The following is a 23,652-nucleotide window of genomic DNA, read 5'->3' as shown; positions in this document are numbered from 1 at the left end:
TCGTTGAGGTGCCCAACCAGGTCCGAGAGGGGTGCCGTTCCTCTCCGTCGCCAGGGAGTGCTCAGGCATCGTCGAGCAGAGGCTCATCAGTTGGATTAGCGAAACGTAGTGATCATGTGACAGAGTGTCACGAATCCGCAACTCAACCCCGACACGGCCCGCACAACCCGAAACGCCCACCCCGAAAAGCCGGTGGATCCGGGCTGAGCCGTCAAGGACGGACGTTTGGACGCCGATCGGACGTCCCGAGTACCTGTGCAGCAGGCCGAAATGGCCGGGAGTTCGGCCCGGCCCGTCTCGCGACAGTGCGGGACCAGACCTGTGCTCCGGCAGCCGCCGTCGGCGATGACCGTCAAAACGCCGTGCGATGTCCCGGTGGCAGGGACGCACACGGCGTTCTCGTGTTTACGCGGCGAGGCGTTCGGCGAGGGCCTTGGCCTTGGTGGCCGCGTCTTGGAAGGCGCGGTCGCGGGAGGTTTCGAAGAGCGGCACCAGTTCGGCCATGGCCGGGATGTGCGGGGCCATGGTGAGTTCCGGGACGATGAAGTCGAGGTCGAGGGAGAGCATGCCGGCGAGGGTCGCCGTCAGGTAGTTCTGCACGTACTCGTAGGGCTCCTTCGGGGTGCCGGGCGCGTAGGAGCCGCCGCGGCTGGCGACGACAGTGACCGGGGTGCCCTTGGCGGAGGGGTTCTCGCCCGAGGTGCGGCCGAAGAGGATCACGTTGTCCAGCCATGCCTTGAGGGTCGAGGGGATCGTGTAGTTGTACATCGGCGCGCCGATCAGCACCGTGTCCGCACGCTCCAACTCCTCGATCAGCTCCAGGCGGTCGGCGAAGGCGGCGGCCTGCTCGGGCGTGTGGGCGTCCGGATCGGCGAACCCGGCGGTGTGGGCGTGGGCGGTGATGTGCGGCACCGGGTTGGCGGAGAGGTCGCGGTAGATCACCGTGCCCTTGGGGTGCTGCTCCTCCCAGGTCTTGCGGAAGATCTCCGTCACGGCGCGGGAGGCGGAAGCGCCGCCCGGGAACACGGAGGAGTCGATGTGCAGCAACGTGGCCATGGAGTATCTCCAGTACTGGGTGACTTGAAAGGGCGGGCGCTCGCGGCGGGTGCCGCGGGCTCGTGGTCGGTGAGGTCGAGGCGGCCGGCGGTCAGGCCGGTGGCCGGGGGCGCAGGGTGCCGTCGGGGTCGTAGCGCTTCCACAGGTCGGTGACGCGGGTGCGGGTCGGTCCCGGGTAGGCGCGGGCGAACGTCGCCTCGTCGGGGGCGCTCTCGAAGTTCACGTAGGCGCCGTCGGTGTGCGGGGCGAGGGGGCGCCAAGCGGCGGCCAGTGTGGCGGGGGCGTCCGGCGGGAACGCCGAGGCGACGACGAGGGTGTTCTGGTGGCGGTGGGCGAACGCCGTGTCCGAGGGGGCAGGGTCGTGGGTCGCGCCGCCGAGTGAACGCAGCTGGATCAGGACCGGGTCGGGGGCAGCCGATGCGGTGAGCAGTGCGCGGGCGGCGTGCGGGGTCATGTCGGTGAGCAGTCCGTTGGTCGTGCTGGCGGGCATCTGGCCGGAGTTGGCGTGCAGATGGTGCGGTGGGACCAGCTCGGTGTAGGGGACGATGTGGGCCTGCTGGGCCATCACGTCGCCGATGCCGAGCAGCGGTTCGACGGCGGCGCGGATGACGGACGGGCTGTCCGAGGCCACGACCGCGGTGATGAACGCGGTGGTGGTGGTGCCCTGCGAGGACAGCATCACCGCCGTCGACAGCTCGCGTGGCGCCCGCGCCATGACATCGGCCCAGCGGCGCAGCGTCTGCCCGGCCGGGTCCACTGCGGCGACGAGCTGTGCATGGCCGACGTCACGAAGCTCCATGGCCTCGATCTCGAAGGCCACCGCGATCCCGGCACCCGCGCCGGCCCCGCGCATCACCCACAGCAGGTCGGGCTCGGTCTCGGCGTCGGCGCGTACGGCCGTTCCGTCGGGCAGGACGACCTCGACGGCACGGACGTGGTCGATGGTGAGCCCGTATTGCCGTACGAGCCAGCCGACGCCGCCCCCGGTGGCGAGGCCGCCGACGCCGACGTTGCCGTGGTCGCCCGAGCTGATGGCGAGCCCGTGCGGGGCGAGCGCCTGGGCAACCTGGGCCCAGCGGGCGCCCGCCTCGACGCGGACCAGTCGGGAGCCGCGGTCGACGACGTCGATGCGGTGCAGAGCGCTCAGGTCGATGACGAGCCCGCCATCGTTGGTGCCGCTGCCGGACAGGCCGTGTCCGCCGCTGCGGACGGCCACCCGAAGGCCCGTCTCCCGCGCGAGCCGCAGCGCCGCCGCGACGTCGCCCGCGGACTCGGGCAGGACCACGGCGGCCGGGCGGCCGACGGTGGTGTAGGTGGAGCGCAGCGGCCGGTAGCGGCGGTCGTCGGGCGTGACCACCTTGCCCGCGAGCTCGGCCGGCACGGTGGAGAGGGTGCCGTTCATCGCCCGCTCCGCAGGGCGTCGACGCGCCCGCGCACCGCAGGCACGACCTCGCCGGCGAAGAGCGCGAACTGCCGCTCGGGGTCGGTGGCGGGCCAGAAGACGAAGGTGTCGAAGCCGAGTTCCACGGCCCACTCGGTAAGGGTGTCCACCCACCGCCGCACATCGCCGACGAGCCCGGGTCCGTCTCCGTGGTCGCCGATCACGCCGATCACGTTGTAGACGCGCCGCAGCGTGCTCGGGTCGCGGCCCGCGTCGGTGGCCGCCTCGTCGATGATCCGCTGACGCGAGGGCACCTCCCGCGGCGGGACGTAGATGTTCAGTGGAGAGATCCAGCCGTCGGCCGACCGGCCGGTGACGGCGAGCATCCTGGGCTTCTGGGCGCCGAGCCAGAGCTCGACGGGCTTCGGGGGCACCGGTCCGGCACGGTAACCGTCGACGGCGTGGTACGGGCTGTGCAGTTGTACGACGCCTCCGGCCAGGGCCGTGCGCAGGAGCCCCAGGGACTCCTCGGTGAACGCCACCATGTCCTGGCCGCGTCGCGCCGGCCCGCCCATCGAGGCGATGGCGTCGGGGATGCCGCCCCCGCCGACCCCGAGCTGGATCCGTCCGTCGGTGAGCACGCTCAGCGACGCGGCGGCCTTGGCGAGCATCACCGGCGGGCGCAGCTGCAGGTCGGCGACGCCGGTGAGGAAGGAGATGCGGTCGGTGACCGCCGACAGGTGCGTGATCAGGGTCCAGGCGTCGAGGTGGCCGGGCTGGTACGGGTGGTCCTGGACGGCGAGGTGGTCCAGGCCCGAGTCCTCCGCCGTGCGCGCGAGGCGCCGGGTCAGTGCCCATGTCCCGGCGGAGGGGTCAAGGCTCACGCCGAAGGAGAGTTGGCGTCCGTAGTCGGTCATGAGTCCAGAGTGGGCCGGACCGCCCCACTGGCAAAACGGTAGGTAAGGAGCTAATCTTTTGTAAGTGGACTCCATTCATGACGACACCTGCCCGAGCTTTGAGGGCACCCTCGAAATGGTCGGACGCCGCTGGACGGGTTCGGTACTGCAGGCTGCCGCCCAGGGCGCCCGGCGCTTCGGCGAGTACCGGGCGATGATCGACGGCATCTCCGACCGGCTGCTCTCCCAACGTCTGAAGGAACTCGAGGCCGCGGGCCTCATCGAGCGCACCGTCATCCCCACTACGCCCGTACAGATCCGCTATCAGCTGGCCCCGGACGGCCAGGCACTGGTGAACGCCCTGCTGCCACTCGCGCAGTGGAGCATGCACCGCTCGGGCCCCAGGGGTGCGGGGCGGGTTCTGTCGTCGACGTAGTCTCCGGATACGTGTGGACAGCAGGCGCGCGCACTCACTCCGTCGGTTCGGAGGCGCCCAGGCCGCTGGCGCATGTACTTTCACCAGGGCACTTCGTACAGACGAACGTTGGGGAGCAGGGTGTCGCACACCCTGCTCCCCAACTGTTTGCGGGCCCGGCCGTCACTGGCCCGGCCGTCACCGCTGATGCGCTACGCCCCGTCCTTGGATTCCCCCGCCGCAGGTGCTGCCCCGGGTCGCCGGGGCAACTCTGCCGCCTCCGTCGGCCGGGCAGGGAGTCCGGTGGCGGACCAACCCGCCAGGAAGGTCAGGGCCTGCGCGCTTGGCGAGTGCGGCTCCGCCGTGTATACGAGCAGGCTCTGGTCGGTGGACCCCCGCACATCCAGCACCTGGAAGTCCAGGCTCAGTTCCCCGGCGACCGCGTGGACGAACTCCTTGCGGCCCTGCCGCTGGGACCGCACCCTGTGGTCGGACCACCATCGGCGGAAGTCGGGGTCCTTCAAGGACAGTTCCCCCACCAGGCGGGCGAGCTCGGGATCGTTCGGGTAGCGGCCGGCATCCATGCGGAGGTAGGCCACACACTCCTGGGCGACTCGCTCCCAGTTCGCGTACAGCCCACGGACCTCGGGGTCGAGGAAGGTGAGCCATATGTGGTTGCGCCGCTTGGCCGGCAGCCTGGAGTAGTCGGTGAACAGCGCGGCACTCAGGCTGTTCCATGCCAGGATGTCCATGCGACGGCCGAGCACGAGTGCCGGGACGTTCACCATGCTCTCCAGGAGGACCTGGGTCGCCTGCGACACCTGCTGGTTTCTTGCGGTGGCCGGTTTCGCCCGGCCGGAGATGCCCGCCTCGGCTGCACACCGCAGCAGGTACTCCTCCTCGTCGGGGCGCAGCTCAAGGGCCCTGGCCAGGGCGGTGAGGATGGCGGGCGAGGCGGACTTCACGCGGCCTTGTTCCAGCCTCACGATGTAGTCCACGCTGACGCCTGCCAGCGAGGCGAGTTCCTCACGCCGCAGTCCCGGCACCCGGCGGTGCCCGGACGTGGGGAGCCCCACCTGCTCGGCGCTGACCCGGGCGCGGCATGCGCGCAGGTACTCACCGAGTTCTGTCACAGCAGCCTCCTTCTCGTACGACCCGTGCGAGTCATACGGCGGATCAGACGGCGCCCTGCACGTCGTCGTGATCGGTGGACAGGGCCAGCTCCCGCCAGGCGTCTGCCTCCTCGCGGAACTGAGCGATCTTACGATCCATCTCCGCCGCGCAGTCGCTGCCGAGCTGGGCGCGCAGCGGCGGGTTGGCGGCGTCGGCAAGGGTGAGGATGGCCGTGGCGCCCTTGACGGGATCACCGGGCTGTGCGTGATTGAGGCCGGGGACGGCCTGGCGCACGGCGCCGGCGGTCTCGGCGTAGTCGGAGATGACCTGGCCCTCCGTGTGCAGGCTGGTGGCGTCGAGGAAGTCGGTCCGGAAATATCCCGGCTCGACGATCGTGACCTGGATCCCCAGCGGTGCCAGTTCGTCGCGCATCGCCTCCGAGAGGCCCTCCACGGCGAACTTGGTGGAGCAGTAGACGCCGAAGCCCGGCACACTGCGGAAGCCCCCGATGGAACTCAGGTTGAGAATACGGCCCGACCTCTGCCGCCGCATGACCGGCAGTACGGAGCGGGTGACGTTGGCCAGACCGAAGACGTTGGTGTCGTAGACCGAGCGGAACTCGGCGTCGGAGGTTTCCTCCACCGCGCCCAGCACGCCGCGTCCCGCGTTGTTGACCAGGATGTCGATCCTTCCGAACTTCTCCACGGCTCTCTCGACAGCTTCACGGGCCTGCGCCTCGTCGGTGACGTCCAGGGCGACAGCGAGCAGCCTGTCCCCGTACTGGGAGAGCGCATCCTCGACGTCCCGGGGCTTGCGGGCCGTCGCCACGACCTTGTCGCCCCGCTCCAGTGCCTGGCGTGCGATCTCCAGGCCGAAACCGCGGGACGCACCAGTGATGAACCAAGTGGCCATGCCACTACCTTCCATTCGTTTGATTTTAGAGAAAATCAGGTCAGATGCAGCGCATACTTGTATTCGCTGCTTTATAAGCACTGCGATAGATCAGCACTCGCTGCTCTATCGGTGGCCGCAAAGGGCATGGTTTGCCCGGGGACCGACAGCAATGGCTCCTGCCACCACGGCGAGCAGTGCCACGAGCAGCCCGAACCACGAGAAGGCAGCCGCGACGCCGAACCGGGAAGCAGCGGCGCCCAGGGCGACCACCGGCACACTCACCGCCAGGTACGCCAAGGCGAAGAACCCTGGCAGGAGCTGGGGGTGCCCCCCGGCGATCACAGCCGCCGTCACTGTGCTCGTGGACCCCATGAAGCACAGGCCGAAGCCCGCGCCGGTGATCGCCGCGCCGGAGAAGAACAGCAGGGCGTGAGCAGTGTCGTACCCGATCACGGACACTCCGACCCCGGCTACGAGCAGCGCGCACCCGGTCACCGACGCTGCCCGGTCGCCAAGTCTCCGCAGCAGCATCGGAGCGATGCCGCCACAGCCCTGCACCACAAGGATGACCAGCGAGGCCAGCGCCCTGTCCGTGGTGTGCAGCAGGCCGGCGACGAGGTCGACCCCCAGCGCAAGGTACAAGCCGACGACCGCCCAGCTGGCCGTCACGATGGGGGCCACCCTGAGCAGGATCCCGCGTGGCTCCGCACCCAGCCGCAGCATCCGGGGGCGCCAGGGCCCGAGCCGTTCCGGCACGATCTGCCAGGGGGGAATCGCCCGCACCAGGACGATTCCGCCGACGGACAGGACGGTCAGCACGACGAACGGCGTGACCAGTGGTGCAGGAGCGAACTGAATAGCGAGGCCGGAGAACACCGCGCCCAGCGCGATGCCTGTCGAGGTCGCCGCGCTGTTGGCCGCCGCTGCGGCCCGGTGACTGTGGTCCCGGTGGAGATCCGCCAGTGCTGAGCCCGCGCTGCTGGTGAGCAACCCGACGCCGACGCCCTGTATCAGGCGGGCCAGACACAGTGCCCAGGCCCCCGTGGCAAGCAGGAACGTCAGGAAGCTGACGACGATGGTGGCAAGCGCCACCACGATCGTCCGTTGGGTGCCCAGGTGCTCGGCCAGTCCTCCGGCGACCAGAAGAGTCAGGATCGCGCCGAGCGCGTAGCAGGCGTAGATGACCGTCGAAGTGGTTGTGCCGAAGTGCCATTGCTGCTGGTAGAGCCCATACAGCGGAGACGGTGCGCTGCTGGCGGCCATGACCACGAAGACGACCGCGACCACGGTTTTGAAGTGCCAGGGTCGGTGTTGCCGGTGGTGGGGGGCGGTGGGGCGCTGGTGCCCCCGGACATCGAGGGCAGCCGGCTTCTCAACGTTCATCAGTCTTGCCATCTCAGTCTTGCCATCTCCCCGAAGAGAAACCGGCGTCGGCCGTCAGCGGCCGAGCACGACCTTGGTCTCCAGGTATTCCTGCATGCCCTCGGGGCCCCATTCGCGGCCGTTGCCCGACTCCTTGTAGCCGCCCCAGGGGGCGGTCCAGTCGAATTCGGCGTTGTTGATGATCACGTAGCCCGCTTCGATACGGGAAGCGACGTCCGCGGCGTCCGCCACATCCCTGCCGGTGACGTAACCGGCAAGGCCGTACCGGGTGTCGTTGGCGATCTCGACAGCGTCATCCACCGTGTCGTACGTGATGATCGACATCACCGGGCCGAAGATCTCTTCCTGGGCGATGGACATGTCGTTGGTGACCCCGGTGAAGACAGTCGGCTTGACGAAGTGCCCCTCCTCCAGGCCATCCGGCTTGCCCGGGCCTCCGGCGACCAGGTGGGCTCCCTCGTCCAGGCCGGAGTGGATGTAGTGCTGGACGGTCTGCCACTGCTCGGCGGAGATCAGCGGGCCCATGTCGGTGTCCTCCGAGCGCGGGTCGCCGATCCTGAGCGACTCGATCCGCGGGAGCAGCACGGACAGGAACTCCTCCAGCCGCTCGCGCGGTACCAGGGTCCGGCTCGGCGCACTGCAGATCTGGCCGGTGTTGGCCATCAGCCAGGTGAGCACCGTGTCGACCGCGACGTCCAGGTCCGCATCGGGCATGATCACCTGCGGCGACTTGCCGCCGAGTTCGGTGGCCACGCGCTTGGCGGTCTTGGCGGCAGCGGCATTCACCTGGAGCGCGGCCTCACCCGAGCCGGTGAAGGACACGACGGCGACGTCGGGGTGCGAGGAGAGTGCGTTTCCGATCACCGAGCCGCGGCCGTTGACGAGGTTGAAGACACCTGCGGGGACCCCGGCGGCCTCCAGGATCTCGGCCAGGACGACGGCCGAGTACGGGGCCAGCTGGGCCGGCTTGAGGACGACGGTGCAGCCCGCCGCGAGCGCCGAGGCGGTCTTGCCCGCCGGCTGCAGGGCGGGGAAGTTCCACGGAGTGATCAGCGCAGCCACGCCGATGGGTTCCTGGCGGATGTGGGTGGTGCCGCGCTCCTCGGTGAACGCAAACGTCTTCAGCACCTGGGCGGCTGCCCGGAACTGGATCAGTCCGGCGGCAACGTGCATGGCGCGGGACAGCGGCAGCGGGCAGCCCAGCTCGGCGGTGACGGCCTGGGCCATGTCCTCGGCGCGCCGCTCGTACTCGTCGGCGATCCGCTCCAGCAGTGCGATGCGCTCCTGGCGAGTGGTCCTGGAGAAAGCGGGGAATGCCCGGTTGGCCGCGGCAACCGCCAGGTCGACGTCGGCCTCGCCGCCGAGCGCCACCCGTCCGGACACCTCACCGGTGGCCGGGTCGGTCAGCTCGATGACCGTGCCGTCGAGGGGCTCGCGCCAGGCGCCGTCGATGTACAGCTTGGTGTGCTCACGCATATTGTCTTTCTCCCTCAGATGCGCAGTTCTCCGGCGCCACACGGACTTCCATGTGGCCGAGGCGGCTTTCGTGTGCGAAGGGCGCCTTGCGAAATCCATCGTCGGGGTGGAGTACCGGGGTATACAGGGAGGCCTTTTCCTGGGCACCGGTCCCTAGGAAAGCCAGTACCAGGCACGCCGAGCAGGCTGCTCCCTGGTGTGGGCCTCCGATTGGAGGGCCGAGCTCGCGCTGCGGCGCGAAGCTCCCGCGTCGGCCGCATCACCGGGGCCTCGTGCTTCGCCGAGTCCCTGGAGCGCCTGGAAGCCGCCGGGTTCGCCGGCGTCGAGGCCCCTCTCACCGGACCGCCGCCGCTTCCGGATCGGCTACCCGAGCTGAATCCTCCCCAGCACCCCGCCGGCTCCGCGGACAGCACCCAGCCAAGAAGTGCTGGACCGGTGACGGCGCGCTGCCCTAGCGGAGATAGTCCGTACAACCGAACCCGGAACGGTTCAGTGTGAATCGCCCCGGGTAGGTCGGAGACTCTAGATTGCGGCTGTGACCTGTGGTTTCTTGGCTGTCAGGTAGTAGGCGGCTTCGTACTCGGCTGGCGGAACGTGGCCGATCTCACCGTGCAAGCGACGGTGGTTGTACCAGTCGACCCACTCGGCGGTGGCCAACTCGACCTCGGCCAGGGTCTTCCAGGGCCTCTGCGGTTTGATCAGCTCGGTCTTGTACAGGCCAATCGCCGATTCCATCAGCGCATTGTCGAGCGCGTCACCGACCGAGCCGATGGAGGCCGCGATGCCTTCGCGGTCTAGGTGTTCGGCGAGCTTGAATGAGGTGTACTGCCTGGACTCAACCGGTCGTCGCAACACCGGCTTCCTGAGAGTGTAGGTGCTCGTTAAGCGCCTCGGCCGGAGTCTTCCAACCGAGTGTTTTGCGAGGCCGACTGTTGAGGGCGTGAGCGACGGCTTGGAGCTCGTCTGCGGACCATCTCGACAGGTCGGTGCCTTTGGGGAAGTACTGTCGGAGCAACCCGTTGGTGTTCTCGTTCGTCCCGCGCTGCCAGGGGCTGTGCGGATCGGCGAAATAGACCGCGACACCTGTCTCGAGCTTCAACTCGGCGTGCTGGGACAGCTCCTTGCCCCGGTCCCAGGTCAGCGACCTGCGGAGCTGTTCGGGAAGTGTCGTGATCGCGGGCGCGAGTGCCTTGTTCATCGAGAGGGCGCCGTAACCGGCAAGGGCTGGCCCGTTCTTGGTTCGCGGGATCACTCCGTAGCCCTCCTCACGGGGCAGGTGCACCAGCATCGTGAACCGGGTGGTCCGCTCGACCAACGTGCCAATCGCCGAACGCTGCAGGCCGATGATCAGGTCGCCTTCCCAGTGGCCGGGGACCGCGCGGTCCTCGACCTCGGCCGGACGCTCACTGATCATCACGTCGGGCGTGACATGGGCCCAGCTCTTGCGCCCCGTGCGGGCGCGAGGAACACGCAGAGCCCGTCCGGTGCGCAGACAGGCGACCAGCTCGCGTTTGAGAGCACCGCGGCCTTCGATGTAGAGGGCCTGGTAGATCGCCTCGTGCGAGATCCGCATGGAGTCATCCTCGGCAAAGTCGATCTTCAATCGGTGGGATATCTGCTCCGGGCTCCAGGCCAATGCCCACTTCCGGTCCTGGCGGTGCGGCTTGTTGCGCCCCTTCCACTGCCCCGTCTCGGGCCCGTGCACCAGTGTCCCGTCAGAACGGCGGACGTGGCCCGACAGCCGCTCCTGCACGTACTCGCGCAGCTGCTGATTCGTGACGAGCTTCGCCTCCTTCGGGCGAAGAGCGAGCAGGTCCGCCTTCCACTGCGCGACCGACGCACGGTAGTCGAGCTTGCCTCCGCGGGTCGCCGCGTTGCGGCGAAGCTCGCGCGAAATCGTCGAAGGAGCACGCCCCAGCTGACGAGCTATCTCACGGACCCCGGCTCCTTGTGCCTTGAAAAGGGCTATTTCTTCGCGCTCCTGAAACGACAGATATCGGCCCGAAAGCGGGGCAAGATCGATCGATGGCATGCCGCCACGCTGCCGGAACCACCGGGCGCCGGCCGCCTGGGACACGCCGACAGCAGCCGCTGCCTCCTCACCGAGCAGCCCCTTGGCAATCTCGCGCCAGAACTCCCGCTCGACCTCCCGCCGCAACGCGGGCGCCCCCGGCGACTTCATCGGAGACCTGCCCGTCAACGCCTTCATCCACCCCGCCGGCCTGCCCATCACACCTCCGTAGTCGAGGTGTTGCGTCGACCGGTTGAATCCGCCCTGCGAACCCGCATCCGAGTGGTGGGTCAACTCGCCTCGCTGGGGCGGGATGCCGGCCCGGTCGCGCTGCCACAGCGCCATCTCCAGGGCAGCCAGCACGAGGTCGGTGTGTTTGGTGGTGGCGGCGGACCAGCCGACGATGCGGCGGGAGAATGTGTCCACGACGAATGCGACGTAGACGGTGCCGGCCCAGGCCGCCACATGCGTGAAGTCGGCGACCCAGGTGCGATTGGGGGCGTCGGCCACGAAGTCGCGGTCGATCAGGTCCGGGGCCCGCTCGGCGGACGGATCCGCCACGGTGGTGACCACCTTCTTGCCGCGGACCGCACCGGCGATGCCCAGCTCGCGCATGAGCCGCTCGACGGTGCAGCGGGCCACTTGGTGGCCCTGCCGGTTCAAGTCCCGCCAGACCTTTCTGGCGCCATAGACACGGTAGTTGGCCTCGAACACCTCCTTGATCAGGGCCTTCAGCTCCTCGTCGCGAACCTGACGGGCAGACGGGGAAGCCTGGCGTTGCTTGTGGGCGTAGTAGGTGGAGGGGGCGATGCTGCAGTCGTGCTCGGACAGCACACGGCAGATCGGCTCGACACCGCCGAAGCGGTCCCGGTACTCGTCGATGAACGCTACGAGCGCAGATGTGGCCGGTCGAGCTCGGCCGCGAAGAAACTCGCCGCGGCCTTCAAGATTTCGTTCGCCCGCTTGAGCTCGGCAACTTCCTTCTTCAGCGCCTTGACCTGCGCAGATTCCTCCGTCGTTGTCCCCGGCCGGGTCCCGCTGTCGATCTGGTCCTGGCGGACCCACTTGCGCACCGTCTCGGTCGTCCCGATCCCGAGCTTGGACGCAACGGCCTTCATCGCGGCCCACTCGGTGTCGTACTCGGGCCGCACCTCGGCGACCATGCGGACAGCGCGCTTGCGCAGCTCAGCGGGGTAGGGGGAGGGGCGTGGCATGACTCAATCCTCTCAGAGAATCGAGCCTCCATCAGACCCGGAGCGGTTCAGTGATCGGCTTGCTGCTGCTGATGTCTGGGTGGTGTGGTGGTCATTTTTCATGGTCGGTGGGGGTGTGGTGGTGGGTGAGGGTGTGCCATCGGCGCTGGAAGTCGTGGGTTTGTGTGGTGATGTCGGTGGGGGTGATGGGTTGGTTGTATTGGGCGGTGATTCCGCGGGATGTGCAGTCTTGGGCCACGGTTACGGCTGAGGGCTGGTCGGTGTGTTGGCGGTGCTCAGCCCATACGGAGTAGAGGCGGAAGGGCAGGAAATATCTCCTCAGGGTGCTGGGGCTGATCGGGTGTCCGCCGCGGCCGAGGATGCCTTTGTGGGCGAGGTGGGCGGAGAGTTGTTTGTCGGTGGGTTCTTGGCCGTGTTGCTGCTGGTATTCGCGCCAGGCGATGAAGTAGCCGTCGACTTTGGTCAGGCCGCTCCCGTCCTGTGCAGTCGGGGGGTGGGGGGTGTCGATGGTGGCGTCGATCTGCGGGCTGCGTGGAGTGTGCGTGGGTAGTGCGCGGGCCGGGTGTGGGCTGGTGACGGCAGGACTCGGGGGAATGGGGGTGGGGTCGTCGCGGCCGGGAGCTGCCCTTCTGTTATGGGGTGCCGGGTCGCCGGATTCCTGCTGCCGCAGGGCATGGACTTCGAGTTCGAGCGCTTCGGGGGCAAGGGGTTGGCCGTGGGTGTGGGTGGCGCCGTGCCGTTCGGCCACGTAGTGGACGAAAGGGCCTTGGGCGGGTAACTCGCCGTATGTGCTGGCGCTTTGGCGCCAGGTGCGGGAGGGGATCGGCTCCCGTGAGTCGTCGCTTTCTTCGTGGGTCTCCTGCGAAGACGCAGGGTCCGGAGCGCTGTGCGGTGGTCCCGGCGCGGTGGGGTGGTCGGTGGGCTCCGGTGCCTGCGGGCTGGTGAGCGCGGGTTGCTGATCGGCCTTGGCGGGCTGCGGTTCGTGTGCTGCTGGGGTGTGGGATGTGGTGGCGTCATGTTCCGCTGCGAGCAGGGGCGTGGGCTGATTGATTCCGGCGGCGGCCAGGCCCGCAGGGGCCGTGTCCGCGAGGGGGATGCCGTAGCGGGCCAAGCGCAGCGGTATCAGCGACTCCACCGGCGCTTTGTGGCGCCAGGCGCGGCCGTAGCGGGAGCGCAGCCGGACCTGGTACACGAGCCGCTCCTGCTCCAGCTTGATCACCTGCTCGTAGGAGCGCAGTTCCCACAATTTCATCCGGCGCCACAGGAGGAAGGTGGGGAGGGGGGAGAGGAGCCATCGGGTGAGGCGTACGCGTTCCATGTGCCTCTCGGCGGTGATGTCCGCGATCCGGCCGATGGCATGCCGGGCCGCCTCGAGGGTGACGACGAACAGGAGGGGGATGACGGCGTGCATGCAGACGCCGAGAGGGTCGGGCCAGGCAGCTGCGCCGTTGAACGCGATCGTCGCCGCCGTCAGCAGCCACGCCGTCTGACGCAGCAGGGGGAGGGGGATGCGGATCCAGGTGAGCAGCAGGTCGAGGGCGAGCAGGACGCAGATGCCCGCGTCGATGCCGATCGGGAAGACGTAGCTGAACTTCCCGAAGCCCTTGTCGAGCGCGAGGTCGCGCACAGCGGCGTACGAGCCGGCGAAACCGATGCCCGCGATGATGACTGCGCCAGCGACGACCACCGCGATCAGGACGCGGTGGGCCCTGCTCAGTGTGACCGGAGTCTTCTTGGTCTCCGCGACCACGTCCTGCTGACCTCCTGCCGGGCTTCTTTTGCGAATGGGCATCACATTTCCCTCGCCTACACCTCCCTCGACGTCGCCCCCAGCCACTGGTGCGCAGTGGGATAAGCACCGACCTGCTACAGCGCCGTATGCGCCGGCGAACCCGAACCCGCGCCGCCCAGTAGGTCGTTGATGAGCTGCTCGGTCTCGATCTCCAGTGAGCAGTCCAGCGCCCTGTTGATCTGCTGGAGTCGGGTGATGGCGGTGTGGAGTCCGGTGCGGTTGCCGGCGGTGTGTTCGATGCGCATCCAGTCCCGGTAGAGCAGTTCGGCAGTCTCGTCGACGTCGAGGCCGGTCACGATGGCCTGCCGGGCGACGCTCAGGTCGTGGTCCGGGCCCGGTGGGGTGCGGTAGGTGGCCACGGTGTGGGCGATGTCGATGATCCGGGTGATCATCTCCTGCTGGTAGGGCTCGGCCCAGGGCAGCGGCCTACTTCCGAACGGTCGGCCGCGCACCAGGCCGAGCGCTTTCTCCAGGTCCGCCAGACCGGCCGGGCCATGGGGCAGGGCACGCTCGGCGAGTTGCACGAATCTGGTCCAGTCGCAGCGCACGGCGGGGGAGAGCTGGTAGGGGTCGTCGCCGGTGCGGCGGCGCGGCACGTAGGCGTTGCCGGCCACGTCGTTGCCCAAGGCGCGCCGCAGGCCCTGCAGCCGGGCGTTGAGGGTGCTTGCCAACCAGGGGTTGAGCGGGTCCATGTCGGCGCACAGCACGTCGGCGGTGCGATGGGGGCGGAAGTAGAGCAAGGCCGCCAGTTGGGCCTGGCGTGGGCCGTGGCCGGTGCTTCTCACGCCGGTTACCTCGACCGGTCCCAGGACCCGGATCTCCGGCGCATGCGGGTCGTGGGCCTCGATCGTCGCGTCGGAGGTCTCGCCGCGCGCAGGGGTCCAGGCGGCCGCCTGCGAGCTGGGTGTCTGGGCCGCGTCGGTGTCCGGCGCGTCTTTCGCGTCTTCGGCGAGTTCTGCCTCGGCCCCGGCCTGACCCGGCGCGTCCATGGCGGGCAGGAGGTGAAGTCTGGGCGGATCGGCGGAGGCGGCGAGTAGGGCTGGGAACACCTCGCTGCAGCTGATGTCCTGCGCCGACGACGAGGGGATGCCGGCTGTGTCGGTTTTGTGGGCGGTGGTCTCCTTCGCCGCGAGCGGTTCGGGCTGGCGGGCGCTGTCAGGCTCGCCTGGAACGTCCCGCCATGGCCCCTTTGCCGGGTGGGCGGGCTGTCCGGAGAGGGCCAGCGCGGTGGTGATCTGCTGGTAGGCGGCGTGCTCCAGGCGCTGCACCGTGACATCGAGGCCGGCGTAGTCGAGGTGCTGCGGGTCACTGAGTGAGGCGTTGAGGATCTCTGCTTGGGGGAAGTGCGCCGCGGCGGAGCTTGCCGGAGCGATGAGCGTGACGGGGACACGGTCTGCCTTGTCGATGGCGTCGGCGAACTGCCACGCGGTGTCCGCGTCCAGGGTGGACGCGCACAGCAGCAGGTAGGGCTGGTGGCTGGCCTCGGGCATCTGGTGGGCTTCCAGCAGCCGCTCGGTGAGATCGCGCAGGGCGTGGGCCGGCTGCCGCATGTGCGCGATGCGGGAGGTGGGCAGCAGCTGGGGCAGGTCCTCGCCGAACCCGATGGTGACGATCTCCACCTCGCTCGCCCACGGGCTCATCCCCAGCTCCAGGGCGAGTGAGGTGCACACCTCGGTGATGTGCACCGGATTGCCGTCCAGCAACAGGGCAGGCACCGCGGCGAGGTTGAGCAGAACGAGTTCACCGGCCTCGGCGCTGCCCACGGTGACCAGCCCCGGATACGGGGCCGGCACCTCGCGGGCGGCCTCCTCGTTAAGGAGAACGGCGTCGGCGGGCAGGGTCCACCAGCCATTGCGCCCGGCGATGAACGGCGCCTGCGGCTGCTGGGCAAGATCTTCGGGCAGAACCTTCAGGGAGCGCGCGCCGATCCGCGCGGCCCGCAGCCGGGGCAGCTCCCGGTTCTCGTCCTGGGCGAGGTGGTGGGCCAGGGTCCGCAACGCGATGTCCAGGCGGGCCGCGCCTGCCGGCTCAGCGACGGCCGACAACTGGGCTTCCGCCGCCGAGGGTTCCGGGGCGATCGCGATCTTCTGGCCTGGCTTGCGGCGGCGACGCTGCAGCAGCCGGCGCACCGCGAGGGCACCGGTGACGGCTGCGGCCAGCAGCGCACCGGCGCCCACAACGGTGCGCATCTGCAGCGGGCTGCTGGCCGCAGACGGCGCGGGAGCGGGGGACGCCGTGGCGGTGGGGGAGGAAGTATCGGACGTGGACGACTCAGCCGACGCAGACGGGGACGTGGAAGAGGTTCCGGTGTTCGGCCGCGGCGTCGCGGAGGGCGCACCGTGACCCTGGCCGGGCTGCTGGGCGGGACGGCTGGCCGATGTGCTGGGCGCCGGCGCCTCGGGTGCTGGCGCAGTGGAACGGCTCGGCGCGGGCGCCTGCGCATCCCCCTCGCGCGCCTGGTCGCCGTCCGGCTCCTCGGCGGCCGGGGGAGTGCGCCCCTCGCCGCCTGACTCCTCGCCTTGTTCGTTCTGCTGGGGCAGATCATGCTTGTCGGGTTGCGCGCCGGGCACGACGACCTGCTGCCCCGCGTAGATCACATCCGGGTCGGTGATTGCCGGGAGATCGCCTGGCTGCGGCTTGCCCCGGCTGGCCTCGAACAGCTCGGGCCACTGGTCACCGTCGCCGAGCTGCTCCTCAGCGATCTTCGACAGGTAGTCGCCGGACTTCACGGTGACGGTGGCCGCGTGCCCCTCCTGGCTGGTGGCGGCCGGGGCGCTGTCCTTCATCTGCGGACCGACGCCGCCCGCGGCCTGAGCGCCCGCATCACCGGCCGTGGCTGTGGCGGGAAGGCGCAGTTGCCAGCCCGGCTGCAGAAAGCTGTTGGCCCGAAAGACCTGGCCGTCCACCATGGTGCGGCCCTCGTTCAGCTCAGCAATGTCCCGCCAGCACTCCCCGTCACCCAACTCCTTCTCGGCGATGCTCCACAGACTCTCCGCCGGCCGTACCCCGCGCACCGTGTAGGTGCGAGTCTCAGATGTGCTGACGGGGGCCGCGGCGTGCTGGTCAGCATCCAAAGACCGCTCCGCTTGAGCCTGCCCGGGCAGGCGGGCGGCGCTCTGGGCCGGGGCAGCCTGGGCCGGGGTGGCCAGCGCCGAACCGGCCGGCAGCAGCACCAGGATGCTGCCGATCAGCGCGGCCGCAGCGCGCTGCGACGCCCCCAGTCCGCGCGGCGCATGCCAGGTCAGGCCGCGCAACTGCGCGACCAACTCCCGTGCGGCACAGAATGCGAACTGGGCCCAGCCGGCCCAGCCCACGGCGATGAGCAGCACAAGGAAGGCAGCGCCGGTGTCCTGCCGGTCAAGCAGATGCATCAGGTCGTCGTGACTGATCGCCCACACCACCGGGGTGGCCCAGGCCAGCAGCAGCGGCAGGCCGGCGACCACGCCGGCCAGGACCATCAGGCTGAGCACCGCCTTGAGCACCCTGGCCAGGGTGCGGCCTTGAGCGGCGGGAGCGTGGGTGCGCATCAGTTTCCTTCGGGAGCGGTGACACCGTGCAAGAGCGTGGCTGTGGCGTGGCCGGTCACCGGCATCGAGCCGATGCCGACCACGGGCAGGAACTTCGTGGTGTACGAGCCGTCGACGGTGACGGTGAGCGTCGTGCCGTCCGCGGACACCCCCACTGCGCCCGCGGCGCCGACGGAGCGGAGATAGGCCTGAGCTGCGGCTTGGGCGCCGTGGGGGTCGACGACGATCGCCTTGCCGCTGATGGCTTGGGCCGGGTCGATGGCCTGCCCGCCCGCCCGGGCGGCCTCGCCGGCGATGTAGTCGGCGCGTTCGGTGGCGCGCATCGTGCCGCCGCCGTCGACGGCCACGCCGATGATGCCGATCAGTGCGAGCACGCACACGGCGACGAACACGGTGACGCCACCGCGGTCGTCCAACCGTCCCCGGCCAAGGCCCCGGTGTTGAAAGATCATCAGTTCTCCCGCTGGCGGAACCGGTCGACCACTGACGTGGCGGTCGACGTGAGCGTGCGGGCCCCCGGGACACCGGGCAGCAAAAGGTCCGAGAGGTCGACCGTGCAGCGCACGGTGACGGTCACGGTCCCTACCTGTCCGACTGGCACGTTCAGCCCGCCCGCGTCCACGGTGACGCTGCTGGATGCGCAACGGATGCCCTGGTCGTTCAGTGATTCGTCGGCCGCTTCATGGGCCGCGTTATGAGCGGCGCCCGCGGTGCGGTGAAGGGATGCCTCCCGCGCCGCATCCTCAGCCGCGGCGTCGATCTTCGCGCCAGAGGTGACCAGGCGGCCGCCAGCGATCGCCAGACACACGAACATGATCAGCGGCGGAATGATGATGGCGGCTTCGATCGCGACGCTGCCCGCATCCATCCGGGCCTTGCGGACCCGGCGAGCCCAATTCAGCACGTGTTTCACCCTCCTGGAACCGTCCAGCGTTCCACGGCCCCCGACGCCGACTGGGTGATCCGAAGTCCGGGGACACCCGGCAGCATCGACTGCGCCGTGCCGGACACCTGGATGCGCACCCGCTGGGCATTGCTGCCGGCGGTTAAGACGCTGGGGCCCAGCAGGCTGTCGCCCGCCGTGCGCCGAAGCACCTCGCGTGCCCGGGCCGCACCGTCGGCCGGGCTCGCCTGGTAGGAGCGAGCCGCGGCAAGGCCTTCGCGGGCGGCAGTGAGCGCAACCTGCCGCGCGTAGTACCACATGGAGGCCTGAATGACGGCGATCGCGGCGAGCAGGACGAAGGGGAAGACGATGGCCATCTGGATCGATGCATCGCCCCGCTCGTCGTCGCGCCATCTGCGCCTGTCCCACCAGGCCTGAAGCCGGGCACCGTAGAGCATCAGATGCCGGACAGGCTGAGGTTGTACCGGTTGATGACCGCGGCGATGGTTCCGGCGATCACCAGGGCCCCGGTGACAGAGGCGACCCAGATGATGACGGTGGTGATGCTGATGTCGCCGCCCTCCGGGCGGCGGGTCGCCTCCTGTGCGGCCTTCTGCGCGCGTGTGTGCAGCCAGCGGACGGCGCGGTAGGAACGTGCTGCGGTGTGCTTCATGAGGGGTGCTCCTCCACAAAAGAGTCGAGTTGAGTCGAGTCGGTTAGACGGTGAGCATGCGGATGACCGCGGGAAACGCCATCAGCAGCATCACCAGGACGGCGAGCAGGGCGCCGGGGGCGGTCATCTTCTCGCTGGCGGCGTTGGCCTCGGCGGCCTGCGCGGCGAGCAGTTCGGTGTTCAATGCGGCTGTCCGCGCCCGCAGTGCCTTGTAGACGGCGGCGCCGTCGGTCGCCGAGCCGCGCATGATGTCGGCGACATCGTCCAGGTGGGGCAGGTCGTAGGCGTGCGCGAGATCGGTGAGCGCTTGCCACGGCGGGATCTTCTCCAGCCGGGCCCGACGCAGTGCCCCTTGCAGGTAGCGAAAGGGCCAGCCGCGGCCGACCGCGGCGGCCTTCTCCAGCGCTTCGGCGGGTCCGGCGTCCGCGGCCCGCTTCAGTGCGACCAGGTCGAGGTAGGCGGACAGGGCGTGGGCGAACTCTTCCCGGGCCCGTTTGGCCTGGTCGCGTACCGCGAGGTCGGGGATGATGAACAGCAGGCCTGCAGCGGCGAGTCCGACGATGGCGGGCACATAGATGGGCAGCGAGATACCCGCGGCGATCCACGGGATGGTTACCAGCACCGGGCAGATGAGGCCGAGCACGGCAAGTGCGGTCTTCTTCAGAATGAACCGGCCCGGGCCTTGGCCGAGCAGGGCAAGGTTCTTGGTGGGGATGCGCACTCCGGGCAGGCGTCCCAGACGCGCCAGCAGCCACCGGCCCCACACCTCGTCCCGGTCCAGTTCGGGCTCGGGCAGGGCCAGACTGCTCGGCGCGGTGCGCTGAAGGGCCGCGGCCAAGGCGGGCTGCGGGCGCAGCAGTTCCCCTACCAGCAGGGCGACGCCGCCACCGATCGCGCCGCCGGTGACCACCATGGGCAGCAGATTCACGCGCTGACTCCTTCCGGCTCGCCCGCGGTGCTCGACACAGCCGGCTCGGCGACGGGAGCGGGCAGACGCACGGTGCTGCGCGGATCGGCGACCAAAAAACGCGCAATCCGGCGGAAAATGCTCAGCGACCGCATCAGGGCGAGGGTGCCGACGAACCCCGCCGTCAAAAACGCCAGCACCAGCTGGCCGAGCAGGGTCGCGTACGGGGCGGTGTAGGACGGCACGAAGAATCCGGCCACGATGATCCCCAGGGTAAGGAAGGTCATCCACCGCACTGTCGTGCGGGACTTGGCCCGATCCGCCTCGACCTTCCGCTTACCTGCGACCTCCTCGCGCACGGTGGCGGCCAGGTCCTCCAATGCCTGGGCCAGGCCCGGGCCGCGGTCACCCGCCGACAGGATGAGAGCGGCGGCCACCTTGTCGGCGGTGATGTCGTCCAGCTCGTCGGCGAAGGCGTGCAGCGCCTCCTCCGGCCGCCAGCCCAGCCGCAGCCGGTCGGAGAGATTGATGATCTGCCCGGCGAGCTCGGTCGGCGCCCCCTTCCGGCTGGTGATCATTGCCTGTTCCAGGCCCATGCCGAGGCGGAGCAGTCCGGCCAGACGCTGCGTCCATTCACACAAGCCTTCGAGCTGCCCGATGCGCTCCTGAGCGATTCGGGCAGGGGTGATCAGCCAGGGGACACCGATCACGGCGGAGCCGAGCAGCGCGCCGGCCACGAAGTTCCCGGAAAACAGCCACACGGCCAGGCACACCACGATTCCCGCGGTCGCCAGGGTCCGTCGGCGCAGCCGGATGTCCTCGGCCTGCTGCTGCCTGTCGTCCGCGGCAGGCTGCCACCGCTTGCGCAGCGGCGCCGTGCGCGGTGCGGTGGTACCGACGACACCCGCCACCACGCCGATCAGCCCGCCGATAACGGCCATGCCGCTCAGCAGGGCCCACAACAAAGTCACCGGCCCACCTGCACCTTCAATGGCAGCGGCGCCTGCCAGGCACCGTAGGGGTGTTGCAGCAGCGTCGAGTCGAAGCCGACACGGCGCAGGTCATCGATGCACCCCGGATCCATCCGCGGCACCGCCCGCACCTCCCCGAACTCAAGCCCGGGGGAGAAGACCAGGTTGGTGGCGGGGCGCCCGGACTCGCCGATCCCGGTGACCTCCACGACGTGCGAGACGTAGCGGTGGCGGCGGCCGCCGATCTGGCTCTCGTCGGTCATGGAGACATACACGATGAAGTCGAGGCCATTGGCGATCTGCCGGTAAGCCAGCTGCTCGGACAGATTGCCCTGCGCGAGCGCGTACAGCTCGGCGATCCGGTCGAAAACGATGTCGGGGCGCCGGGCGTGGATGGTGCACAGGTTGCCGCCCGCACCGTTGGTCAACGCCTGCATCATCGCGACCACTTCGGGGCCACGGACCTCGCCGACCACAATCCGCTCCAGCGACATGCGCAAAGCGGGGTGTATCAGATCCAGCAGCGTCACCTCGCCGGCGCCGCGGCCGCTGGCATCCGTCTCGCCGTTGGACTGGCGAGCCACCAGGGAGACCACCTGGCGGTGGTAGCCGCTTGTGTGGGCGAACAGTTCATCCTCGGTCTGGATCGTGGCGAACCGGCACTCCGGGTCGAACTCCTTGAGCATCGCCCGTAGCAGCGTGGTCTTGCCGGCTTTCTGCTTCCCGGCGATCATGACATTCTTCTCGGCGCGCACGCAGCCGGCCAGGAACTCCTTCAGGACCGGGTCGATGGTGCCCAGCCGCACCATGTCGTCCAGATCGGCGTGCTCGACGCGGTGCCGGCGGATGACCGCATACGTCTTCGGGCCCAGGCCGGTGATCGCCTGCAGGCGGGAGCCGTCCTTCAGCGACAGCGCCAGTGTGGGGTTCGCCGTGGAGATGGTCCGCTCGCTGTGCCCGCAATCCCGCGCCAGCTCGCGCAACAGCTCCAGCAGCTCTTCCTCCGAATCGGCCACCGGCCCCACCCGCTGCCGCTGCCCGTCGCCGTAGTCCAGCCACACCTCGTCGTGGCCCTGGATGAAGATGTCCTCGACCCGCTCATCGTCGAGATAGGGCTGCAGCCGTCCCGCCCGGTACAGCAGGTCATACACCGCGCGCCGCAGCGCGTCGTCCTCCTGCGGCGTAGGGCTCACACCGCGCTCGACAGCCCGGGCCTCCGACCACAGCGCCACCTGGTCGTTGATCCAGCGCAGGCAGCGCTGCTCCTCACCGGCCCGGTCCACCGCCGGGTCCGCCTTCAGCAGCTCCTCGCGCTGCTTGGCGACCTGGGTCGCGATGTGCCGGGCAATCTTGTAGTCGACGGTGACCTGGGGCACCGCGACACCGAGCGGCTGCGCGCTCGAGGCGGCGCCGGTGGGCGCGACCGTCGCCTGCCGCGGCAAGCCCTGCTGCGGGGGGCCGTTCACGGAACGACGCACGGTGGGATCGGCGTGGACCGGCCTACCGCGCATGTGCCACCTGCCCTCCCGCCGGGCCGGCGTAGCGCGGAGCGAGGCGGGCCCTGCGCAGGGCGACCCGCTGCGCGATTAGGGCACTGCTCGTACGGGCCGCTTTCATCAGCGCCGTCTTGGTGAACTGCCGGGGCTGCTCGGCGCCGTCAGACAGCACCTTGGCCTCCTTGGGCGCATACGGCAGCTTCGCCACCACCGGAACCCGCAGCACCCGCTGCACCTCGCCCGCGGGATAGGGGCCCTCGTCGATCATCAGCAGCCCGATGTTGCCCACCCGCTCCTCCAGCGCCTCCACACGCGCCTGGGCGGCCTGCAGACAGCGCAGGGTATTGCGCACCACCACGATCACCGCATCCGCGCGCTGCGCCAGCACCGCAGACGGCCCGAACGCGCCACTGCGCCCCAGGTCGATCAGCACGTCGTGGGCGTTGACCGGCTGGGCGCCGATACCCACGAACACGTCGGCCAACGACTCCCACGCCGGGCCGAGCCCTGCCGTCTGGGCCGGATCGGTCACGCCTGGCAGCAGCAACCGGTCACCCGGCGCCTCCCTCGTTCCCTCGTCGCCGCTCAAGTCGATCAGCTGACGCCAGAACGCCTCGACCAACTCGCCCTTGCGGGAGGCGACCGACAAATTCCGCAGCCCGTACCGATCGCCGAGCGTGCCCTGCAACAGACCGTGCAACACCGCGCCACCGTCCGGATCGCACTCGGCCAGGATCATCCGCCTTCCTGGCTCAATCGGCCAGGTCAGCAGGAGAGCCAGGGCGCTGGTGGTCACTCCGGGGGCGCCGCTGCAGCCAGCCAGCGCGATCACACTCATCAGCTACCGTCCGGAGCGTCGAGGACCAAGCGGAGCGTGCTGGATGCGACCCATGCGGCGACGGTCGGGCCGTTGGTGGCGGACGTAGCGACGTCGACGACCACAATGCCCGTGCCCGGGGCGGCCTTGGACGCCTTCACGATCCGTCCGGCGATCGTCTCTGGCGAGGTACCGGACGGCTTGCCCGTGTCCGTCCCTTCCTGGGCGGGCACGTGCACCAACTGCACCTTCTGACCCGGCACCAGAGCGGTCGCCGGCACCTGCTCGGCCTCGAGCCCGATCGGCACCAACTGCTCACCCGGCTTCACCAGCGAGTCCTTCGTCACCTGGGAAGGTGCCAGCAGCGAGCCGGGCTTGAGCTCGACGGCGGCCCGCTTACCCACCACCGACTGCAGGTCGCCAGCGCGCACGGCTTTCACGGCCGGGTCCAGGGCAACTGACGCCTTCCCCAGATCCTGTTCAGTAAGGACCTGCCCGACCTGAACGTCACGCACCACGGTCACCACCTGTGTCCGATGCCCAACCTGCAAAAGGAGCACCGCAACACCGGCGCCACCAGCGGCGATCAGGGCCAGAGACAAGGCGATCACGCCCGGCCTGCGCCTTCGCGCCGACACCCGTGGCGGCGTCACCGGACCGGCAAATTGATCCTGCGGGGGGATCCCGTTCGCGGCGGCCGTACCGTTGCGTTCTTGCGTCTTACTCAAACCTCTGTCCTTCCGGCAG

At 69.5% G+C, this 23,652-nt stretch carries 21 protein-coding genes and 2 pseudogenes; 1 reads left to right on the top strand and 22 read right to left on the bottom strand.

The genetic code is table 11. The features are described from left to right. Positions 1-405: 405 nt before the first annotated feature. From H1D24_RS28440 to H1D24_RS28430, 3 genes are all read right to left on the bottom strand, one after another. Positions 406-1,056, bottom strand: coding sequence for an FMN-dependent NADH-azoreductase (locus tag H1D24_RS28440; protein ID WP_181660570.1), 651 nt, complete (start codon positions 1,054-1,056; stop codon positions 406-408). Between the two features lie 91 nt (positions 1,057-1,147). Continuing rightward, positions 1,148-2,458 carry an FAD-binding oxidoreductase gene (locus tag H1D24_RS28435; protein WP_181660569.1) on the bottom strand — a complete coding sequence of 437 codons (1,311 nt, stop codon included), beginning with the start codon at positions 2,456-2,458 and terminating at the stop codon, positions 1,148-1,150. Further along, positions 2,455-3,354 carry an LLM class flavin-dependent oxidoreductase gene (locus H1D24_RS28430; RefSeq protein ID WP_181660568.1) on the bottom strand — a complete coding sequence of 300 codons (900 nt, stop codon included), beginning with the start codon at positions 3,352-3,354 and terminating at the stop codon, positions 2,455-2,457. The genes H1D24_RS28435 and H1D24_RS28430 overlap by 4 nt, the downstream gene beginning before the upstream one ends. Before the next feature lie 64 nt (positions 3,355-3,418). Between H1D24_RS28430 and H1D24_RS28425 the strand changes: the two genes are divergently transcribed. Beyond that, complete coding sequence (locus H1D24_RS28425) at positions 3,419-3,769, top strand: winged helix-turn-helix transcriptional regulator (protein ID WP_309484471.1); 351 nt, start codon at positions 3,419-3,421, stop codon at positions 3,767-3,769. 191 nt (positions 3,770-3,960) lie between these two features. Here the strand turns inward: H1D24_RS28425 and H1D24_RS28420 are convergent, their stop codons facing one another. The 19 genes and pseudogenes from H1D24_RS28420 to H1D24_RS28340 form a co-directional block, all read right to left on the bottom strand. After that, positions 3,961-4,881, bottom strand: a complete 921-nt coding sequence (locus H1D24_RS28420; RefSeq protein ID WP_181660567.1) for a helix-turn-helix domain-containing protein — start codon at positions 4,879-4,881, stop codon at positions 3,961-3,963. Between the two features lie 43 nt (positions 4,882-4,924). Further along, complete coding sequence (locus H1D24_RS28415; protein WP_181660566.1) at positions 4,925-5,773, bottom strand: oxidoreductase; 849 nt, start codon at positions 5,771-5,773, stop codon at positions 4,925-4,927. 105 nt (positions 5,774-5,878) lie between these two features. Further along, positions 5,879-7,138: an MFS transporter gene (locus H1D24_RS28410; protein WP_181660565.1), complete on the bottom strand. Its 1,260-nt coding sequence runs from the start codon at positions 7,136-7,138 to the stop codon at positions 5,879-5,881. Between the two features lie 54 nt (positions 7,139-7,192). Further along, a complete protein-coding gene (locus H1D24_RS28405; protein WP_181660564.1) occupies positions 7,193-8,614 on the bottom strand; it encodes an aldehyde dehydrogenase family protein in 1,422 nt (473 codons plus the stop codon). A 522-nt stretch (positions 8,615-9,136) separates the two neighbouring features. Further along, a pseudogene (locus H1D24_RS28400) lies at positions 9,137-9,442 on the bottom strand (integrase core domain-containing protein); the annotation flags it as partial. A 7-nt stretch (positions 9,443-9,449) separates the two neighbouring features. Next, positions 9,450-10,823 carry an IS30 family transposase gene (locus H1D24_RS42730; RefSeq protein ID WP_258564387.1) on the bottom strand — a complete coding sequence of 458 codons (1,374 nt, stop codon included), beginning with the start codon at positions 10,821-10,823 and terminating at the stop codon, positions 9,450-9,452. A 72-nt stretch (positions 10,824-10,895) separates the two neighbouring features. After that, a pseudogene (locus tag H1D24_RS42725) lies at positions 10,896-11,507 on the bottom strand (IS3 family transposase); the annotation flags it as partial. A 5-nt stretch (positions 11,508-11,512) separates the two neighbouring features. After that, the gene (locus H1D24_RS42720; RefSeq protein ID WP_258564376.1) at positions 11,513-11,839 is read right to left on the bottom strand and encodes a transposase; all 327 of its coding nucleotides are present in this window, start codon (positions 11,837-11,839) and stop codon (positions 11,513-11,515) included. A 91-nt stretch (positions 11,840-11,930) separates the two neighbouring features. Beyond that, complete coding sequence (locus H1D24_RS42715; protein WP_445194928.1) at positions 11,931-13,631, bottom strand: DUF2637 domain-containing protein; 1,701 nt, start codon at positions 13,629-13,631, stop codon at positions 11,931-11,933. Between the two features lie 74 nt (positions 13,632-13,705). After that, the gene (locus tag H1D24_RS28385; protein WP_181660561.1) at positions 13,706-17,158 is read right to left on the bottom strand and encodes a LysM peptidoglycan-binding domain-containing protein; all 3,453 of its coding nucleotides are present in this window, start codon (positions 17,156-17,158) and stop codon (positions 13,706-13,708) included. Continuing rightward, positions 17,158-17,610, bottom strand: coding sequence for a TadE/TadG family type IV pilus assembly protein (locus H1D24_RS28380; RefSeq protein WP_181660560.1), 453 nt, complete (start codon positions 17,608-17,610; stop codon positions 17,158-17,160). The genes H1D24_RS28385 and H1D24_RS28380 overlap by 1 nt, the downstream gene beginning before the upstream one ends. Further along, complete coding sequence (locus H1D24_RS28375) at positions 17,610-18,026, bottom strand: TadE family protein (RefSeq protein WP_181660624.1); 417 nt, start codon at positions 18,024-18,026, stop codon at positions 17,610-17,612. The genes H1D24_RS28380 and H1D24_RS28375 overlap by 1 nt, the downstream gene beginning before the upstream one ends. Before the next feature lie 41 nt (positions 18,027-18,067). Continuing rightward, positions 18,068-18,499, bottom strand: a complete 432-nt coding sequence (locus tag H1D24_RS28370) for a TadE family protein (RefSeq protein WP_181660559.1) — start codon at positions 18,497-18,499, stop codon at positions 18,068-18,070. Next, positions 18,499-18,714, bottom strand: coding sequence for a hypothetical protein (locus H1D24_RS28365; protein ID WP_181660558.1), 216 nt, complete (start codon positions 18,712-18,714; stop codon positions 18,499-18,501). Before H1D24_RS28365 ends, H1D24_RS28370 begins: the two co-directional genes overlap by 1 nt. A gap of 43 nt (positions 18,715-18,757) precedes the next feature. Further along, positions 18,758-19,642, bottom strand: coding sequence for a type II secretion system F family protein (locus H1D24_RS28360; protein WP_181660557.1), 885 nt, complete (start codon positions 19,640-19,642; stop codon positions 18,758-18,760). After that, positions 19,639-20,592: a type II secretion system F family protein gene (locus H1D24_RS28355; protein ID WP_181660556.1), complete on the bottom strand. Its 954-nt coding sequence runs from the start codon at positions 20,590-20,592 to the stop codon at positions 19,639-19,641. Before H1D24_RS28355 ends, H1D24_RS28360 begins: the two co-directional genes overlap by 4 nt. Further along, positions 20,589-22,103: a TadA family conjugal transfer-associated ATPase gene (locus H1D24_RS28350; RefSeq protein ID WP_181660555.1), complete on the bottom strand. Its 1,515-nt coding sequence runs from the start codon at positions 22,101-22,103 to the stop codon at positions 20,589-20,591. Before H1D24_RS28350 ends, H1D24_RS28355 begins: the two co-directional genes overlap by 4 nt. Further along, positions 22,093-22,926: a CpaE/TadZ family protein gene (locus H1D24_RS28345; protein WP_181660554.1), complete on the bottom strand. Its 834-nt coding sequence runs from the start codon at positions 22,924-22,926 to the stop codon at positions 22,093-22,095. The genes H1D24_RS28350 and H1D24_RS28345 overlap by 11 nt, the downstream gene beginning before the upstream one ends. Further along, positions 22,926-23,633: an SAF domain-containing protein gene (locus H1D24_RS28340; protein WP_181660553.1), complete on the bottom strand. Its 708-nt coding sequence runs from the start codon at positions 23,631-23,633 to the stop codon at positions 22,926-22,928. Before H1D24_RS28340 ends, H1D24_RS28345 begins: the two co-directional genes overlap by 1 nt. Positions 23,634-23,652 lie beyond the last annotated feature (19 nt).

The sequence above is a fragment of the Streptomyces himalayensis subsp. himalayensis genome (assembly GCF_013778455.1).
Lineage (GTDB): Bacteria > Actinomycetota > Actinomycetes > Streptomycetales > Streptomycetaceae > Streptomyces > Streptomyces himalayensis.
The sequence above is the reverse complement of the archived record's forward strand: the minus strand, read 5'-3'. Positions and strand labels throughout refer to the sequence as shown.

Bases quoted from the DNA above. Each gene is read 5' to 3' on its own strand.
- H1D24_RS28440 (WP_181660570.1), bottom strand. From the start codon at position 1,056: ATGGCCACGTTGCTGCACATCGACTCCTCCGTGTTCCCGGGCGGCGCT.
- H1D24_RS28435 (WP_181660569.1), bottom strand. From the start codon at position 2,458: ATGAACGGCACCCTCTCCACCGTGCCGGCCGAGCTCGCGGGCAAGGTG.
- H1D24_RS28430 (WP_181660568.1), bottom strand. From the start codon at position 3,354: ATGACCGACTACGGACGCCAACTCTCCTTCGGCGTGAGCCTTGACCCC.
- H1D24_RS28415 (WP_181660566.1), bottom strand. From the start codon at position 5,773: ATGGCCACTTGGTTCATCACTGGTGCGTCCCGCGGTTTCGGCCTGGAG.
- H1D24_RS28410 (WP_181660565.1), bottom strand. From the start codon at position 7,138: ATGAACGTTGAGAAGCCGGCTGCCCTCGATGTCCGGGGGCACCAGCGC.
- H1D24_RS28405 (WP_181660564.1), bottom strand. From the start codon at position 8,614: ATGCGTGAGCACACCAAGCTGTACATCGACGGCGCCTGGCGCGAGCCC.
- H1D24_RS42730 (WP_258564387.1), bottom strand. From the start codon at position 10,823: ATGAAGGCGTTGACGGGCAGGTCTCCGATGAAGTCGCCGGGGGCGCCC.
- H1D24_RS42720 (WP_258564376.1), bottom strand. From the start codon at position 11,839: ATGCCACGCCCCTCCCCCTACCCCGCTGAGCTGCGCAAGCGCGCTGTC.
- H1D24_RS42715 (WP_445194928.1), bottom strand. From the start codon at position 13,631: ATGCCCATTCGCAAAAGAAGCCCGGCAGGAGGTCAGCAGGACGTGGTC.
- H1D24_RS28385 (WP_181660561.1), bottom strand. From the start codon at position 17,158: ATGCGCACCCACGCTCCCGCCGCTCAAGGCCGCACCCTGGCCAGGGTG.
- H1D24_RS28380 (WP_181660560.1), bottom strand. From the start codon at position 17,610: ATGATCTTTCAACACCGGGGCCTTGGCCGGGGACGGTTGGACGACCGC.
- H1D24_RS28375 (WP_181660624.1), bottom strand. From the start codon at position 18,026: ATGGATGCGGGCAGCGTCGCGATCGAAGCCGCCATCATCATTCCGCCG.
- H1D24_RS28370 (WP_181660559.1), bottom strand. From the start codon at position 18,499: ATGCTCTACGGTGCCCGGCTTCAGGCCTGGTGGGACAGGCGCAGATGG.
- H1D24_RS28365 (WP_181660558.1), bottom strand. From the start codon at position 18,714: ATGAAGCACACCGCAGCACGTTCCTACCGCGCCGTCCGCTGGCTGCAC.
- H1D24_RS28350 (WP_181660555.1), bottom strand. From the start codon at position 22,103: ATGCGCGGTAGGCCGGTCCACGCCGATCCCACCGTGCGTCGTTCCGTG.
- H1D24_RS28345 (WP_181660554.1), bottom strand. From the start codon at position 22,926: ATGAGTGTGATCGCGCTGGCTGGCTGCAGCGGCGCCCCCGGAGTGACC.